General features: G+C 63.7%; 15 protein-coding genes. 11 read left to right on the forward strand and 4 right to left on the reverse strand.

Annotated elements, in window-relative coordinates:
- Positions 1-90 precede the first annotated feature (90 nt).
- The 5 genes from cobU to ASD03_RS15585 all read left to right on the forward strand — a co-directional run bounded on the left by cobU (position 91) and on the right by ASD03_RS15585 (position 6,723).
- Positions 91-615, forward strand: coding sequence for a bifunctional adenosylcobinamide kinase/adenosylcobinamide-phosphate guanylyltransferase (gene cobU / locus ASD03_RS15565; RefSeq protein WP_057214277.1), 525 nt, complete (start codon positions 91-93; stop codon positions 613-615).
- A 3-nt stretch (positions 616-618) separates the two neighbouring features.
- Positions 619-1,683, forward strand: coding sequence for a cobalamin biosynthesis protein CobW (cobW, locus tag ASD03_RS15570; RefSeq protein WP_025427375.1), 1,065 nt, complete (start codon positions 619-621; stop codon positions 1,681-1,683).
- Positions 1,684-1,754: 71 nt separating this feature from the next.
- Positions 1,755-5,531, forward strand: coding sequence for a cobaltochelatase subunit CobN (gene cobN, locus ASD03_RS15575; RefSeq protein WP_057208739.1), 3,777 nt, complete (start codon positions 1,755-1,757; stop codon positions 5,529-5,531).
- 122 nt (positions 5,532-5,653) lie between these two features.
- On the forward strand, positions 5,654-6,298 hold the full coding sequence (cobO, locus tag ASD03_RS15580; RefSeq protein WP_025427373.1) for a cob(I)yrinic acid a,c-diamide adenosyltransferase: 645 nt from the start codon (positions 5,654-5,656) through the stop codon (positions 6,296-6,298).
- Positions 6,298-6,723 carry an EamA family transporter gene (locus ASD03_RS15585; protein ID WP_025427372.1) on the forward strand — a complete coding sequence of 142 codons (426 nt, stop codon included), beginning with the start codon at positions 6,298-6,300 and terminating at the stop codon, positions 6,721-6,723. Before cobO ends, ASD03_RS15585 begins: the two co-directional genes overlap by 1 nt.
- A gap of 55 nt (positions 6,724-6,778) precedes the next feature.
- Here ASD03_RS15585 and ASD03_RS15590 read toward each other — a convergent pair whose 3' ends face one another.
- The 3 genes from ASD03_RS15590 to ASD03_RS15600 all read right to left on the reverse strand — a co-directional run bounded on the left by ASD03_RS15590 (position 6,779) and on the right by ASD03_RS15600 (position 9,186).
- Positions 6,779-7,372, reverse strand: coding sequence for an isoprenylcysteine carboxylmethyltransferase family protein (locus ASD03_RS15590; protein WP_025427371.1), 594 nt, complete (start codon positions 7,370-7,372; stop codon positions 6,779-6,781).
- A gap of 286 nt (positions 7,373-7,658) precedes the next feature.
- Positions 7,659-7,853 carry a hypothetical protein gene (locus tag ASD03_RS15595; protein ID WP_025427370.1) on the reverse strand — a complete coding sequence of 65 codons (195 nt, stop codon included), beginning with the start codon at positions 7,851-7,853 and terminating at the stop codon, positions 7,659-7,661.
- Positions 7,854-8,400: 547 nt separating this feature from the next.
- Positions 8,401-9,186 (reverse strand): TSUP family transporter, encoded by a 786-nt coding sequence (locus ASD03_RS15600; protein WP_025427369.1) that lies wholly within the window; start codon positions 9,184-9,186, stop codon positions 8,401-8,403.
- A gap of 456 nt (positions 9,187-9,642) precedes the next feature.
- Here ASD03_RS15600 and ASD03_RS15605 point away from each other — a divergent pair, with 456 nt between their 5' ends.
- The 6 genes from ASD03_RS15605 (at position 9,643) to ASD03_RS15630 (ending at position 15,057) form a co-directional block, all read left to right on the forward strand.
- Positions 9,643-10,101 (forward strand): cobalamin biosynthesis protein, encoded by a 459-nt coding sequence (locus ASD03_RS15605; protein WP_025427368.1) that lies wholly within the window; start codon positions 9,643-9,645, stop codon positions 10,099-10,101.
- Positions 10,102-10,237: 136 nt separating this feature from the next.
- Positions 10,238-11,080, forward strand: coding sequence for a uroporphyrinogen-III C-methyltransferase (gene cobA / locus ASD03_RS15610; protein WP_025427367.1), 843 nt, complete (start codon positions 10,238-10,240; stop codon positions 11,078-11,080).
- Entirely contained in the window at positions 11,077-12,378 is a 1,302-nt protein-coding gene (locus ASD03_RS15615) for a cobyrinate a,c-diamide synthase (RefSeq protein ID WP_025427366.1), read from the forward strand. Before cobA ends, ASD03_RS15615 begins: the two co-directional genes overlap by 4 nt.
- Positions 12,375-13,412 (forward strand): threonine-phosphate decarboxylase CobD, encoded by a 1,038-nt coding sequence (cobD, locus tag ASD03_RS15620; protein ID WP_025427365.1) that lies wholly within the window; start codon positions 12,375-12,377, stop codon positions 13,410-13,412. Before ASD03_RS15615 ends, cobD begins: the two co-directional genes overlap by 4 nt.
- Positions 13,413-14,387 carry an adenosylcobinamide-phosphate synthase CbiB gene (gene cbiB, locus ASD03_RS15625; protein WP_025427364.1) on the forward strand — a complete coding sequence of 325 codons (975 nt, stop codon included), beginning with the start codon at positions 13,413-13,415 and terminating at the stop codon, positions 14,385-14,387.
- 241 nt (positions 14,388-14,628) lie between these two features.
- Positions 14,629-15,057, forward strand: a complete 429-nt coding sequence (locus ASD03_RS15630; protein ID WP_025427363.1) for a L,D-transpeptidase — start codon at positions 14,629-14,631, stop codon at positions 15,055-15,057.
- A 141-nt stretch (positions 15,058-15,198) separates the two neighbouring features.
- Here the strand turns inward: ASD03_RS15630 and ASD03_RS15635 are convergent, their stop codons facing one another.
- Entirely contained in the window at positions 15,199-15,936 is a 738-nt protein-coding gene (locus ASD03_RS15635) for a Crp/Fnr family transcriptional regulator (RefSeq protein ID WP_051509171.1), read from the reverse strand.
- Positions 15,937-16,061 lie beyond the last annotated feature (125 nt).

The following is a 16,061-nucleotide window of genomic DNA, read 5'->3' on the forward strand; positions in this document are numbered from 1 at the left end:
CTCATCGATCGTTTCCCGAACGCGCCGTCGGCGCGGTGAAATCCTGTTGCCGCTCGAATTCGCGACCAAGCGCGTGAGGCTGCAACGCACATGAGCATTTCCCATGCCGGGCCGGTTCTGGTCCTCGGCGGTGCCCGTTCCGGCAAATCCAGCTTTTCCGAAAGGCTCGTCGAAGCCTCCGGGCTCGGCATGCACTATGTCGCGACCGGCCGTGCCTGGGACGACGAGATGCGCGAGCGCATCGACCATCACCGGGCAAGGCGCGGCGAAGGCTGGACGACGCATGAAGAGCCGCTCGACCTCGTTTCGCTGCTGACGCGCATCGATGACGAGAACTGCGTGGTGCTCGTCGACTGCCTGACGCTGTGGGTCACCAACCTGATGATGGAAGGGCGCGACATGGCGGCAGAGTTCGCGGCCCTTGCCGCTTTCCTGCCGGAGGCGCGGGCGCGCCTCATCCTTGTTTCCAACGAAGTCGGCCTCGGCATCGTGCCCGAGAACCGCATGGTCCGCGATTTCCGCGACCATGCCGGCCGGCTTCACCAGATCGTTGCGGAGAAATCCGCGGAAGTTTACTTTGTCGCGGCCGGATTGCCGCTGAAAATGAAGGGTTGATCCATGACCACTGCCAGAGCCAACCAGGGCAAGATCCCGGCGACCGTCATCACCGGCTTCCTCGGTGCCGGCAAGACGACGATGATCCGCAATCTGCTGCAGAACGCCGATGGCAAGCGCATTGCGCTCATCATCAACGAGTTCGGCGATCTCGGCGTCGACGGCGACGTGCTGAAGGGCTGCGGCGCAGAAGCCTGCTCGGAAGACGATATCATTGAGCTTACCAATGGCTGCATCTGCTGCACGGTTGCCGATGATTTCATCCCGACCATGACCAAGCTGCTCGAGCGCGAAAATCGTCCTGACCATATCATCATTGAAACCTCGGGCCTCGCTTTGCCGCAGCCGCTGATCGCCGCCTTCAACTGGCCTGATATCCGCAGCGAAGTCACCGTCGATGGCGTCGTCACCGTGGTCGACAGTGCCGCCGTTGCCGCCGGCCGTTTTGCCGACGACCATGACAAGGTCGATGCGTTGCGTGTCGAGGACGACAATCTCGACCACGAAAGCCCGATCGAGGAACTGTTCGAGGACCAGTTGACCGCCGCCGACCTGATCGTGCTCAACAAGACCGATCTGATCGACGCCTCCGGCCTCAAGGCCGTGCGCGACGAGGTCGCTTCGCGCACTAACCGCAAGCCAACAATGATCGAGGCGAAGAACGGCGAAGTTGCCGCTGCCATCCTGCTCGGCCTCGGCGTCGGCACGGAAAGCGATATCGCCAACCGCAAGTCTCACCACGAGATGGAACATGAGGCCGGCGAGGAGCACTCTCATGACGAGTTCGACAGCTTCGTCGTCGAGCTCGGCGCGATTGCCGATCCGGCAGGTTTCATCGATCGCCTCAAGGGCGTGATATCAGAGCATGACGTGCTGCGCCTCAAGGGCTTTGCCGACGTGCCCGGCAAGCCGATGCGCCTGCTGATCCAGGCCGTTGGCGCCCGCATCGACCAGTATTACGACCGTGCCTGGGCGGCTGGCGAGAAGCGCGGTACGCGCCTCGTCGTCATCGGCCTGCACGACATGGACGAAGCTGCGGTGCGCGCCGCCATCACCGCACTCGCCTAACTCCTTGAAGCAACGCAATTCCAGGAAAGCCATTTCACGCTTTTCCTGGAATTGCTCGAACGGACAGAAACATGCATCTGCTTCTCGCCCAGAAAGGAACGATCGCCGACGGCAACGAGGCGATCGACCTGGGGCAAACGCCGGCCGACGTGCTTTTCCTGTCGGCCGCCGACACCGAGCTTTCGTCGATCGCGGCGGCCCATGGCCGGCGCGACGGGGAGCTGAGCCTGCGCATCGCCAGCCTGATGAACCTGATGCACCCGATGTCGGTCGACACCTATGTCGAGCGCACGGCAAGGCATGCAAAACTCATCGTGGTCAGGCCGCTCGGTGGCGCCAGCTATTTCCGTTATGTGCTGGAAGCATTGCATGCCGCCGCCGTCACCCACCGCTTCCAGATCGCGGTGCTGCCCGGCGACGACAAGCCCGATCCCGGCCTCGAGCCGTTTTCGACCGTTGAGGCCGACGACCGCCAGCGCCTCTGGGCCTATTTCACCGAGGGCGGCGCTGACAATGCCGGCCTGTTCCTCGACTACGCCGAGGCGTTGATCTCAGACGCGGAAAAGCCGCAGCCGGCAAAACCGCTGCTCAAGGCCGGCATCTGGTGGCCGGGCGCGGGCGTCATCGGCGTCAGCGAATGGAAGGCACGTGTCCAAGAGCGGATGGTCGCGGGGGAGGGATTCGAACCCCCGACAGTCGGGATCTGCTTTTATCGCGCCCTGGTCCAGAGCGGCGAGACCCGGCCGGTCGAAGCGCTGATCGAGGCGCTTGCCGCCGAAGGCATGCGCGTGTTGCCGCTGTTTGTCTCCAGCCTCAAGGATGCCGTTTCGGTCGGCACGCTGCAATCGATTTTTTCCGAGGCGGCACCCGACGTGGTGATGAACGCCACCGGCTTTGCCGTTTCCTCGCCCGGTGCCGACAGGCAGCCGACCGTGTTGGAATCAACCGGCGCGCCGGTGCTGCAGGTGATCTTCTCCGGATCGTCGCGCGCGCAATGGCAGGCCTCGCCGCAGGGGCTGATGGCGCGCGATCTCGCCATGAACGTTGCCTTGCCGGAGGTCGATGGCCGCATTCTGGCGCGCGCCGTCTCCTTCAAGGCGGCCTCGATCTACGATCCCAAGGTCGAAGCCAACATCGTCGGGCACGAACCGCTTTCCGACCGGGTCCGCTTTGCCGCCAGGCTTGCGGTCAATTGGGCAAAACTGCGCCGCGCCCGTCCGGCCGAACGGCGGATCGCCATCATCATGGCCAATTACCCCAATCGCGATGGCCGACTCGGCAATGGCGTCGGGCTCGATACGCCGGCGGGCACGGTTGAAGTGCTGCGCGCCATGGCGAGCGAAGGTTATCCCGTCGCCGGCGTGCCTGAGGATGGCGATGCACTGATCGGCTACCTGATGGCTGGGCCGACCAACGCGGCGAGCCGCGATCGCGAGATCCGCGAAGTTCTTTCGTTCAGCGATTACAATACGTTCTTCGATTCGCTTCCGAAACAGATTCAGGATGAGGTCAGCGACCGCTGGGGTGCGCCGGAAACCGACCCGTTCTTCCTCGATGGCGCCTTCGCGCTGCCGCTTGCCCGCTTCGGCGAGATTGTCGTCGGCATCCAGCCGGCGCGCGGCTACAACATCGATCCGAAGGAAAGCTACCATTCGCCGGATCTGGTGCCGCCGCACGGATATCTCGCCTTCTACGCTTTCCTGCGCAACCAGTTCGGCGCGCAGGCCATTGTGCATATGGGCAAGCACGGCAATCTGGAATGGCTGCCCGGCAAGGCCTTAGCGCTGTCGGAGACCTGTTATCCCGAGGCGATCTTTGGGCCGCTACCGCATGTCTACCCCTTCATCGTCAACGATCCCGGCGAGGGCACGCAAGCCAAGCGCCGCACCAGCGCCGTCATCATCGACCATTTGACGCCGCCGCTGACGAGGGCGGAATCCTATGGGCCGCTGAAGGATCTCGAAGCGCTGGTCGACGAATATTACGACGCGGCCGGCGGCGATCCGCGCCGGCTCAGGCTGCTCAGCCGGCAGATCCTCGACCTCGTGCGTGACATCGGCCTCGACCACGATGCCGGTATCGACAAGGGCGACAGCGACGACAAGGCGCTGGAGAAGCTCGACGCCTATCTCTGCGACCTCAAGGAAATGCAGATCCGCGATGGCCTGCACATTTTTGGCGTTGCACCGGAGGGGCGGTTGCTGACCGACCTGACCGTGGCGCTGGCGCGGGTGCCGCGCAGCCTTGGCGAAGGCGCCGACCAGAGCCTGCAGCGGGCGATGGCCGCGGATGCCGGGCTCGGCTTCGATCCGCTCGATTGCGTGATGTCCGATCCCTGGGAAGGCGCACGGCCGGACATGCTTTCCTCCATTTCCGATGCACCGTGGCGGACGGCCGGCGATACTGTCGAGCGCATCGAGCTGCTGGCGGCGGCGTTCGTTTCTGGCGAGACGCTCGCGCCCGAGGACTGGCCTGCCACCCGCACCGTGCTTGGCGAGATCGAGGCGCGACTGAAGCCATCGATCATCAACTCCGGCGCTGCCGAGATGGCCGGCTTTCTCACCGGCCTTGATGGCCGCTTCGTGGCGCCGGGGCCTTCCGGCGCGCCGACCCGCGGCCGTCCCGACGTGCTGCCGACCGGCCGCAATTTCTACTCCGTCGACAGCCGCTCGGTGCCGACGCCGGCGGCCTTTGAACTTGGCAAGAAATCCGCCGAACTGCTGATCCGCCGCTATCTGCAGGATCACGGCGAATGGCCGTCCTCATTCGGCCTGACGGCCTGGGGCACGGCGAACATGCGCACCGGCGGTGACGACATCGCCCAGGCCCTGGCGCTGATCGGCACCAAGCCCACCTGGGACATGGTCTCGCGCCGGGTGATGGGCTATGAAATCGTGCCTCTGGCGATGCTTGGCCGCCCGCGCGTCGACGTGACGCTGCGGATATCAGGCTTCTTCCGCGATGCCTTCCCGGACCAGATCGCGCTGTTCGACAAGGCGATCCGTGCCGTCGGGGCGCTTGAGGAAGACGATGCCGACAATATGATCGCCGCGCGCATGCGCGCCGAGACGCAGCGGCTGGAGGCGTCGGGCGTCGAGCCGGCGGAAGCCGCGCGCCGCGCCTCCTACCGCGTCTTCGGTGCCAAGCCCGGAGCCTACGGCGCCGGCCTGCAGGCGCTGATCGACGAGAAGGGCTGGGACAGCAAAGCCGATCTCGCCGATGCCTATCTCACCTGGGGCGCCTATGCCTATGGCGCCGGCGAGGAGGGCAAGGCGGGACGGGAGCTCTTCGAGGAGCGGCTGCGCACGATCGAAGCGGTGGTCCAGAACCAGGACAACCGCGAACACGACCTGCTCGACAGCGACGACTACTACCAGTTCGAAGGCGGCATGAGCCTTGCCGCCGAGCACCTGAGCGGCGCCCGGCCGGCGATTTACCACAATGACCACTCCCGGCCGGAAAAGCCGGTCATCCGCTCGCTGGAGGAAGAGATCGGCCGTGTGGTGCGCGCGCGCGTCGTCAACCCCAAGTGGATCGATGGCGTCATGCGCCACGGCTACAAGGGCGCCTTCGAGATCGCCGCGACGGTCGACTACATGTTTGCCTTTGCCGCAACCACGGGTGCCGTGCGCGACCATCATTTCGAGGCTGCCTACCAGGCTTTCATCGTCGACGAGCGGGTGTCAGGCTTCCTGCGCGACAAGAACCCGGCGGCACTCGCCGAGCTCTCGGAGCGGTTGCTGGAGGCGATCGACCGTAATCTCTGGATCCCGCGCTCCAACTCGGCACGCTTTGAACTGAGCGGCCGCACAACGGCTGCGGTGCGGCTTCGCGCCGGAAACGAATAGAGCAGCTCCGGGGAAAGCTTGAAACGGTTTTCCGTCCGGAGTTGCGCAATTGCAAAGAGTGAGATCGCGGGCGGTACTACGTCCGCATCCCACGATAGATTCATATGATTGAGGAGAACGTCATGAGCGAAGAAGTGGTGAGCACGGGTGAAGGTGTCGCCGAAAAGGATGATGCCCGCCATGCGATGAAGATGGCGAAGAAGAAGACCGCACGCGAAAAGATCATGGCGACGAAGACCGACGAGAAGGGTCTGATCATTGTCAACACCGGCAAGGGCAAGGGCAAGTCGACCGCCGGCTTCGGCATGATCTTCCGCCATATCGCCCATGGCATGCCCTGCGCCGTCGTGCAGTTCATCAAGGGCGCCTGGGAAACCGGAGAGCGCGACCTGATCGAGAAGCATTTCGGCGATGTCTGCCAGTTCTATACGCTCGGCGAGGGTTTTACCTGGGAAACGCAGGACCGCGCCCGCGACGTGGCGATGGCGGAAAAGGCCTGGGAGAAGGCCAAGGAACTGATCCGCGACGAGCGCAACTCGATGGTGCTGCTCGACGAAATCAACATCGCGCTGCGCTACGACTATATCGACGTGGCCGAAGTCGTGCGCTTCCTGAAGGAAGAAAAGCCGCACATGACCCATGTGGTCCTGACCGGCCGCAACGCCAAGGAAGACCTGATCGAAGCCGCCGATCTGGTGACCGAGATGGAATTGATCAAGCATCCGTTCCGCTCCGGCATCAAGGCGCAGAAGGGCGTCGAGTTCTGATGAGCCAGAGCTGGCAGTTCTGGGCTCTGCTTTCGGCTGCCTTTGCGGCGCTCACGGCAGTGTTTGCCAAGGTCGGGGTTGCCCAGATCAACTCCGACTTCGCCACGCTGATCCGCACCGTCGTCATCCTCCTCGTGTTGGCCGGCATCGTCGCGGCAACGGGGCAATGGCAGAAGCCTTCGGAAATCCCGGGGCGGACATGGCTGTTTCTGGCACTTTCCGGCCTTGCCACCGGCGCCTCCTGGCTTGCCTATTTCCGCGCCCTGAAGCTCGGCGATGCGGCGCGGGTGGCGCCGATCGACAAGCTGTCGATCGTCATGGTCGCCATCTTCGGCGTGCTGTTCCTCGGCGAAAAGCTCAACCTGATGAACTGGCTCGGTGTCGTTTTCATTGCCGCCGGCGCGCTGCTGCTGGCGGTGTTTTGAGGTCGGGTGCGGGTCCAGCCGCCGCAGGTTCCATTGGCGCGCAATCCGCGTGATTTCAGATCCACCGCCGGACGCGCTTGCAATAGGCGCCATACGCCTCGCCAAAAGCGCGGGAGAGGTACGTTTCCTCCATGCGGATCTGATAGGAGATCGATATCCAGGCTGAGAGAGTGAGCGCCACCGAGGCGACGTTCGGCACGGCCAGCACGGTGCCGGTCAGCGCCGTGACCATGCCGACATAAATCGGGTTGCGGGAAAACGCGTAGAGGCCGGAGGTGACCAGCGGCGCGTCCTGCTCCTCCGGTATGCCGATCTTCCACGAGTGGCGCATCGCCCATTGCGACAGCATCGTCAACCCGCCGCCGAGCGTCATGAGCACGAGGCCAACGGCGTGAAGGAGCGGCTTGTCGAGCATCGGGATCCGGCCGAGCGTGGCGCCGACCGCATCGGGAAAGGCGGCGATCGCCAGGAGATGAACCACCAGCGCCGCCACGATCATCCGAAAGAGCTTGCCGGCAAAACCTTCCGCGTCGTTGCCATAGGTCAGCACAACGGGCGAGCGGCCAGACTGCACGCGGCGCAGGATCGCCAGCGCCAGGGTGAACAGGCCGACGACAAGCATCAGGATGGCGGGCAGGGTGGTAAACATTGGAACCTCAAGGCGAGCGAAGGACAGCACGACGCTTCGCGGGCAGGCGGCCCCATGCGGCCCCTGACTGGCGAAGCATGAGTGGCACTCTGAAATCTCTAGCGACTAGAGGCTCAAGGTGCGGCCTTGCTCGACTTTCGTCTTGGTTACGGGAATTTCACCGGCGAGCCGACGGTGAGAGGTGACACCCGCGGGGGCCTTGGGGAGGACGTCACCGCTTCCCGCCATAGCCGCATATTGCCAAAATTCAGGGTGGCCGCAGCCGCCCTTTTTGCATTAGGCTGGATCAGCGAAAGGTCCTGCCGTTCGAGTACTTGTCGGACGATGTCGTGGTTTGGCCCGAGCGGTTTTTGCCCCATGCCAGTTCAACTTGGCCTGCAGTTTTGACAGTGGGCTTCTTCTCGGTTGGCGTCGACGGCACAGCAGCAATAGCGGAAGTCGCAAACGCGAGTGATGCCACTGCGGCGATAATAATTTTCATTGTAATCTCCTAAGTTCGAACCTCCCGCCAAGGAGTGCGGGAGACTTGGCCTTCTGTAACGGGCCTTGAGTCAATCCCTTGTGAGCTTAATCCCTCGCCGAGTGCTTGCTTCTGTTCGCAGTCGACGCTGGGCCGCTGCTCTATGGGGTCTGCTGAGGACCGGCTGGCCAATCTAGGGGCGCGCAGTCACCTGAGTGCTGCGCCCAAGTCTGCGGCCTAACCCATCCATCGTCCCGGCGAAGGGACCTCGCTCGGGGGGGCTGATGGCAGTGCCCACCCGAAACCTGTGTTGTTGTCTCCTTCCGGCTCAAGCGGCCATGGCTGGCGTCACCTTGTGGGGAATGAAGTTGGTTCTGTCCATGAGCATGTGGTGCAACACCACCGCCAGCTTGCGGGCCAGTGCGACACGCGCCTTTCTGGGACCCGCACGTCAGGCGACCGCCAACGCCCAGCTCTTCAGATCCGAGCCTTTGACCGGTCGCGTGAGGATGACGTTGGCCGCCTGCGCTCGGCAGCACAGGCAAACAGCGCGTAGGTGGGTCCCGCCTCAGAGCCCCAGCCAGATGCGCAGCGGATGTGTCGGGTCGGCCAGCAACCGGGCGGCCAGCGCGATCGAGACGACGACGAGCAGCGGCTTGATGATCTTGGCGCCTTTGGCCATGGCATAGCGCGAGCCGACCTGGGCGCCGAGGAACTGGGCGACGCCCATCATCAGGCCGATCTTCCACAGGATGGCGCCGAAGAACAGGAAGACGGCGAAGGCGCCGACATTCGAGCCGAAGTTCAGGAATTTCGTATGTGCCGTCGCCTTCAAGACGCCGAATCCGGCAAGCGTGACGAAGCCGAGCATGAAGAACGAGCCGGTGCCGGGACCGAAGACGCCGTCGTAGAAGCCGATCAGCGGCACGAGCGTCAGCGTGAACACGAACGGCGTGATGCGGCGGTGCTGGTCGACGTCGCCCATGTTCGGCTTGAGGCCGAAATAGAGCGCGATGGCAATCAGCAGGAAGGGTAGGATCGCCTTCAGAACGTCGCCGGGAACGACGGTCGCGAGCAGCGCGCCCAACACGGAGCCCGCCGCCGACATCAGCGCCATCGGCAATTGCTCTTTCAGGTTCACGTGACCGCGCCGGGCATAGGAAAGGGTTGCCGAGCCCGAGCCGAACAGCCCCTGCAGCTTGTTGGTGCCCAGCGTCTGGAGCGGCGGGATGCCGGCAATCAGCATGGCGGGAATGGTAATCATGCCGCCACCGCCGGCGATCGAATCGATGAAGCCGGCAATGAAGGCGGCAACGAACAGGAACACGAGCAGGTGGAAAGCGAGATCTTGCACGGGAGAGACTCGAGGAGGGAGGAGTATGCAGGCCTTTCTCGCCTTGTGTCAGAGGCCGCGGCGAAATGCAAAGCCTTCTGTCGTGGTGCATCTGCGATGCTCGTCGCAAGATGAGAATTCTCTCAAGAAATCAGTGCCTTATTCTGAGACTATGGGTACTCGGATGGGCGTTTGCTGTCTTCCGTCGATTGCCGGTTCTGGCGGTATGCGCGCGCCGAAGGCGAGTGGTGGGTTTCGTCAAACGCGACATGGCGATGGCGCAATCCGGTTTGACCCGTGCGGTTGCCTCCGGTAAAAATGACGGATGTGCGACGGCGTCCGCTTCTGGCGGACTGAAAGAGCGTCCGATGCGGCCGACCCAGGCAGGGGGCTGGAATCGGTGCTGTCCAGACCGACCCGGGATTTGAGCCGGGCGGCGCTTCGTGTGGATTGCCGCGAAGGGGGCCGAGGTCGACCATGAAATCATCCAGCATAGCGCGGCGACCGCCGGGACCACTCGTCCTCGGTCTTGGCTGCGAGCGCGGCACGCCGATTGATGAAGTGATTGCGCTTGCCGAAAAGGCGTTGGCGCAGGCCGGCGCTGACAAAGCCGATATCGGCTTCGTCGCCTCGCTCGACGCGAGGCGCGGCGAGCCGGCGATCCACGCTGCCGCCGAGCACTTTGCCGTGGCCGCACGCTTCTTCGATGCGGCGACGCTTGAAGCCGAAGCGCCCCGGCTGCAAAATCCCTCGGCGATTGTCTTTGCCCATACCGGCTGCCACGGTGTTGCCGAGGGCGCCGCTCTTGTCGGCGCCGGCTCGGCAAGCGTGTTGCTGGTTGCCAAGCTCACGTCTTCACATGCAACGGCAGCGATTGCCGGGCCTGCCGATCACCGTCTGGCAATCATGCCGGCAACCCTGGCGGCCGCATCATGAGCTATTTCTCGGATCGCGTTTTGGTAAAGATATGCAAGATATTTCAAATAACTATGCGGAATTCCTGTGAATCTGAATCCGCTCGGTGCCAAGGCAGTTCAGCGGTAGGCTTTAAGCGCGTGGCGGGAGAAACGGCATGAACGACACGATTTTTTCCGGCCTGCCTGCGCTTGAGCCCGGTACCGTCTGGCTCGTCGGCGCTGGCCCGGGCGACCCCGGCCTGCTGACGCTTCATGCCGCCAATGCGCTGCGGCAGGCGGATGTCATCGTTCACGACGCGCTGGTCAACGAGGACTGCCTGAAGCTCGCCCGGCCGGGCGCCGTGCTGGAGTTTGCCGGCAAGCGCGGTGGCAAGCCTTCGCCGAAACAGCGCGATATTTCTCTCCGGCTCGTCGAGCTGGCGCGCGCCGGCCAGCGCGTCCTGCGTCTCAAGGGCGGCGATCCCTTCGTCTTCGGGCGGGGTGGCGAGGAGGCGCTGACGCTGGTCGAAAACCGCATCCCGTTTCGCATCGTGCCGGGCATTACTGCCGGGATTGGTGGGCTTGCCTATGCCGGCATTCCCGTCACCCACCGCGAGGTCAACCACGCCGTCACGTTCCTGACCGGTCACGACTCCTCCGGCCTAGTGCCGGACCGCATCAATTGGCAAGGCATTGCCTCGGGCTCGCCCGTGATCGTGATGTACATGGCGATGAAACATATCGGCGCCATCGCCGCCAATCTCATTGGTGCCGGGCGCTCGCCGGAAGAGCCGGTGGCCTTCGTCTGCAATGCGGCAACGCCGGAGCAGACGGTGCTCGAAACGACGCTGGCGCGCGCCGAAGCCGATGTTATCGCTTCCGGTCTGGAGCCGCCGGCGATCGTCGTCGTCGGCGAGGTCGTGCGCCTGCGGGCGTCGCTCGACTGGATCGGGGCGCTTGATGGGCGGCAGCTTGTGGCCGATCCTCTTGCAAGCCGCGGGCTCAGGGATCCCGCATGAGCGGATTGCTGATCGCCGCGCCCTGTTCGGGCTCCGGCAAGACCACGGTGACACTCGGGCTGATGCGCGCCATGCGACGGCGCGGCATGGCGATCGCGCCGGGAAAGGCAGGTCCTGATTATATCGACCCGGCATTTCATACCGCGGCGAGCGGCGAGCCCTGCCTCAACTATGACCCTTGGGCCATGCGCCCCGCGCTTCTCGCGACAAATGCGGCCTACGCCGCCGATGGGCGCACGCTCGTCGTCGAGGCGATGATGGGCCTGCATGACGGTGCCGCCGACGGCAGCGGTGCGCCGGCCGATCTTGCCGCGGCACTCGATCTCGCCGTCATCCTGGTGGTCGATTGTGCCCGCATGTCGCATTCGGTGGCGGCACTGGTGCGCGGTTATGCCGATCACCGCAAAGATATCCGCGTTGCCGGCGTCATTCTCAACAAGGTCGGCAGCGATCGGCATGAGATGATGCTGCGCGATGCGCTGACGCGCGTGGCCATGCCTGTCTTCGGCGTGCTGCGGCAGGATGGTGCCCTGAAGCTGCCCGAGCGGCACCTCGGCCTGGTGCAGGCAGGAGAACACGGCACGCTTGAAACTTTCATCGACTATGCGGCGGACCGGGTCGAGGCGACCTGCGATCTCGACGCGATCCGCGCTGCGTCAGCACTTTCACCGGAAGAGCGGGTGATGGCCGAGGTCACCCGGTTCAAACCGCTCGGCCAGCATATCGCCGTGGCACGGGATGTGGCCTTCGCCTTCTGCTACGAACACCTGCTCTTCGGCTGGCGCCGCGCCGGGGCGGAAATCTCCTTCTTTTCGCCACTTGCCGACGAAGGCCCGGACGTGGCGGCCGATGCGGTCTATCTGCCGGGCGGCTATCCCGAGCTTCATGCTGGACGCCTGCAGGCGGCGGCAGCCTTCCGATCCGGTATCGGGACGGCGGCCAGGCGTGGCGCGCGGATCTTCGGCGAGTGCGGCGGCTACATGGTGCTGGGCGAGGGGCTTGTCGCGGCCGACGGTGCGCGCTACGAAATGCTCGGCCTGCTGCCGCTCACCACAAGTTTTGCCGAGCGCAGGCGGCACCTCGGCTACCGCCGCGTCGTGCCCCTCGACAACACATTCTTCGATGGACCCATGACGGCGCACGAATTCCACTATGCGACCATCGTCTCGGAAGGGGCAGCCGATCGGCTGTTTTCCGTCAGCGATGCCGCCAGCGTAGATCTGGGGCAGGCGGGTTTGAAGCGCGATAATGTCGCCGGCTCGTTCATGCATCTCATCGATATTGCGGGCAGGCCATGAGCGCGCCGATCGTGCATGGCGGCGGCGTCACCGAAGCCGCTGCCCGTTTCGGCGGCCGCTTCGAGGACTGGCTTGACCTGTCGACCGGCATCAATCCGCGCCCGGTCGAATTGCCGCCGGTGCCGCAGCAGGCCTGGCACCGGCTGCCCGACAAACTGACGATCGATGGCGCGCGCGCTGCCGCCGCCAGCTACTACCGAACCGATGGTATCCAGCCCTTGCCGGTTCCCGGCACCCAGTCGGTGATCCAGCTGTTGCCGCGGCTGGTTCCTACCGGTCGCCGCGTCGCGGTCTTCGGCCCGACCTATGGCGAATACGCACGCGTGCTGGCCGCGGCAGGCTTTGCCGTCGATCGGGTGGAGCGTGCCGAGGATCTTGGCGTCGACCACGGCCTTGCAGTTGTGGTCAACCCCAACAACCCGACCGGCCGCGCCTTCCAGCCGGCAGGAATCCTGGCGATGGCGGCGACGATGGCGGCGAATGGCGGCGTGCTGGTCGTCGACGAGGCCTTCGGCGATCTGGAGCCGGACTTCAGTGTCGCCGGCCAAGTCGGCGCCCACGACAATCTCATCGTCTTCCGCTCCTTCGGGAAATTTTTCGGTCTGGCTGGCCTGCGCCTGGGCTTCGTCGTGGCAGCCGATACCGTGCTCGATGCATTTCGTGAGTGGCTCGGCCCCTGGGCAGTGTCCGGGCCGGCGCTGGTTATCTCCAAGGCATTGATGTCCGGCGATACGCAAGCGATCGCCGCGGGCATTCTTGAGCGTCGCGCCGGGCTCGATGCGGTTCTTGATGAGGCCGGTCTCAAGCGCATCGGTGGAACCGGGCTGTTCGTGCTGGTGGAACATGCCGATGCCCATGCCTTGCACCGTCATCTCTGCGAGGCGCAGATCCTGACGCGCAAATTCGACTACGATTCTCGCTGGCTCAGGATCGGGCTTGCGCCCGATGCGGAAGGTGACCGGCGACTGGCGGACGCCCTGCGCCGTGGGGACGCGTTGCGCCCTGGGGACGCGTTGCGCCCAGGGGAGTGCTGAGTGTCGAGCGAGATTCTTCTCATCCTTGTGGCTGCCCTGCTGCTTGATCGTGTCGTCGGTGATCCGGACTGGCTCTGGTCACGCCTGCCGCATCCCGTGGTGTTTTTCGGCAAGGCGATCGCGGTTTTTGATGGGGCGCTGAACAGGCATGAGAGCCTCGGTGCCGGCGCCCTGAAAATACGCGGTATCCTGACGATCGGCGTGCTGCTGCTTGCCAGCGTGCTTGCCGGCAGCATCCTGCACCGCTTGTTCTCGGTGATGGCCCCCATCGGCTACCTGCTCGAGGCTGTCGTCGTTGCGGTGTTCCTGGCGCAGAAGAGCCTTGGCGATCATGTCCGGCGCGTTGCCGAAGGCTTGCGGTTGGGGGGGCTGGAAGGCGGCCGAAACGCCGTGTCGATGATCGTCGGGCGCGACCCGAAGACGCTCGATGCGCCCGCCGTCTGCCGCGCCGCGATCGAAAGCCTTGCCGAGAACTTTTCCGATGGGGTGGTGGCGCCTGCCTTCTGGTATGCGGTTGCCGGTCTTCCCGGGCTGCTCGCCTACAAGATGCTGAACACCGCCGATTCGATGATCGGCCACAAATCGCCGAAATACCTCAATTTCGGCTGGGCCTCCGCCCGGCTCGACGATGTCGCCAACCTGCCGGCAGCGAGACTATCCGTCCTGTTGATCGCTGCCGGCGCCTGGCTGCATCGTGGGCGCCCCGCGGCGGCCGATGCGATCGGAGTGGCGTTTCGCGATCACGGCCTGCACCGCTCCCCCAACTCAGGTTGGCCGGAAGCGGCGATGGCCGGCGCGCTGGACCTGCAGCTAGCGGGTCCGCGCGTCTATGGCGGGGTCATGGTCAGCGAACCGATGATCAATGGGCCTGGCCGCGCCGTTGCCGAAAGCGAAGACATCGACGCCGGTATCGCTGTATTCTATGGTGCTTGTTCGGCAATGACCTTGGCTGTTCTTCTGATCGCCATGATTTGATCGGTTTCTACCGCGTATCCACGGCAAGTTGATCTTGGCATTAAGACTTTTCTTTCCATATGTATTAAACTTGCAACATTACGGGCCGGTTATTCTCTGCGGACGTTTGGTTCCACTGATTGCGGCCTTGCGGGTCAAATATGACGCGCAAAGGATGCTGCAACGCGCCTGAAGCCTGCTGCGGGATTTTCTCCGCTGATCGGAGGCATGCAGTCGAGGTTTCACACGCGGGGAGTGAAGCATGCGACACACATCCCTGATTGTGGTGATTGCCGTTCTGATGCAGTTTTCCGTTCAGCCGCTGAACGCCGCCAATCTCGTTGCCAAGATCAGCCTCTCCTCCCAGACGATGGTGGTAAAGCAGAACGGCGTCGTGATGTATCGCTGGAAGGTTTCCACCGCGCGCAAGGGCTATGTCACGCCGAAGGGGAGCTGGAAGGCCAAGTGGCTTTCGCGCAATCATCGCTCGAAAAAATATGATGATGCGCCAATGCCTTACGCCGTGTTCTTCAACGGTGGCTATGCTGTTCACGCGACCTATGATGTCAAGCGCCTGGGCCGCCCTGCCTCACACGGATGCGTGCGGTTGCATCCCAACAATGCCGCGGAGTTCTTCGCGCTTGCCCGTGAACACGGGCTGAAAAACACGCGCATCGTCATCACGCGTTAAAAGCATTTCCAGGAAAAGTGCGGAGCGGTTTTCCGTCGGAGAATGCATAAAACAAAGAGATAGAGCATTTCCCGGAGAAGTGCGCAGCGGTTTTCCGCGACTTCTTTAAAGCGGAAACGCGCTGAACCTTGGACGGCGGACTCAGTCGATGCCGGCCACCTGCATCAACCGGTCCATGCTTGGCACGGTGACGTGACGGCTGTTTTCGATGTGGATGACATTGTCCTTGCGCAGCTTGGTCACCTGCCGGCTGACGGTCTCGATCGTCAGGCCGAGATAGTCGGCGATATCGGCGCGCGACAGTGGCAGATCGAATGCTGTTGCCGTGCCGTTTTCCGGATCGATGTGAGTGGCGATGATATAGAGAAAGCTCGCCACCTTTTCCTGCGCGGTCTTGCGGCCGAGCGTCAGCATCCAGTCGCGCGCTTCGTCCAGTTCCTTCAGCGCCTGTTCGTGCAGGCGGTGTTCAAGGCCCGGCGCATCGGCAACGAGCCGCTCGATGACATTGCGCGGGAACGAACAGATGTCGGTGTCGATCGCCGCTTCGGCGGTCAGCGCGCTTTCACGCGTGAACGGCCGGCCCATGAAATCGGGAGCGAACTGCAGGCCGACGATCTGCTGGCGTCCGTCGGAGAGAACCTTGCTCAGCTTGACGACGCCGCTGATGATGTTGGCGTAGCTGTCAGTCATTTCGCCCTGGCCGACGACCTCGCGACCGGGTTCGACACGCCTGCGGGTCGAATGCCGGCTGAGGTCGAGAAGCTGGTCAGCAGTCAGCGTGCCGCAGACGCCGCCGTGGCGCGCCTCGCAGGCAGCACAGACGGCTGGAATGTCCGAATTGTGGATATCCTTGCGGCGATGTTCGGTCACGATCTGCAAATCTTTCTTCCCTGCATCGGGTTTGTTCGAGGGACCAAAGAGGATGCGGGCGGTTAAATCAAGAGTTGACAGGTGCTAATTCCGGAAGCGCGAAACAATGTCTCATGTTGAATTGAGCATTGTCA

This window comes from Ensifer sp. Root127 (assembly GCF_001425225.1).
Lineage (GTDB): Bacteria > Pseudomonadota > Alphaproteobacteria > Rhizobiales > Rhizobiaceae > Ensifer > Ensifer canadensis.

Bases quoted from the DNA above. Each gene is read 5' to 3' on its own strand.
- ASD03_RS15595 (WP_025427370.1), bottom strand. From the start codon at position 7,853: ATGAAAATTATTATCGCCGCAGTGGCATCACTCGCGTTTGCGACTTCC.
- cobA (WP_025427367.1), top strand. From the start codon at position 10,238: ATGAACGACACGATTTTTTCCGGCCTGCCTGCGCTTGAGCCCGGTACC.
- cobO (WP_025427373.1), top strand. From the start codon at position 5,654: ATGAGCGAAGAAGTGGTGAGCACGGGTGAAGGTGTCGCCGAAAAGGAT.
- ASD03_RS15585 (WP_025427372.1), top strand. From the start codon at position 6,298: ATGAGCCAGAGCTGGCAGTTCTGGGCTCTGCTTTCGGCTGCCTTTGCG.
- ASD03_RS15630 (WP_025427363.1), top strand. From the start codon at position 14,629: ATGCGACACACATCCCTGATTGTGGTGATTGCCGTTCTGATGCAGTTT.
- ASD03_RS15605 (WP_025427368.1), top strand. From the start codon at position 9,643: ATGAAATCATCCAGCATAGCGCGGCGACCGCCGGGACCACTCGTCCTC.
- ASD03_RS15615 (WP_025427366.1), top strand. From the start codon at position 11,077: ATGAGCGGATTGCTGATCGCCGCGCCCTGTTCGGGCTCCGGCAAGACC.
- cobD (WP_025427365.1), top strand. From the start codon at position 12,375: ATGAGCGCGCCGATCGTGCATGGCGGCGGCGTCACCGAAGCCGCTGCC.
- ASD03_RS15590 (WP_025427371.1), bottom strand. From the start codon at position 7,372: ATGTTTACCACCCTGCCCGCCATCCTGATGCTTGTCGTCGGCCTGTTC.
- cobU (WP_057214277.1), top strand. From the start codon at position 91: ATGAGCATTTCCCATGCCGGGCCGGTTCTGGTCCTCGGCGGTGCCCGT.
- cobN (WP_057208739.1), top strand. From the start codon at position 1,755: ATGCATCTGCTTCTCGCCCAGAAAGGAACGATCGCCGACGGCAACGAG.
- cobW (WP_025427375.1), top strand. From the start codon at position 619: ATGACCACTGCCAGAGCCAACCAGGGCAAGATCCCGGCGACCGTCATC.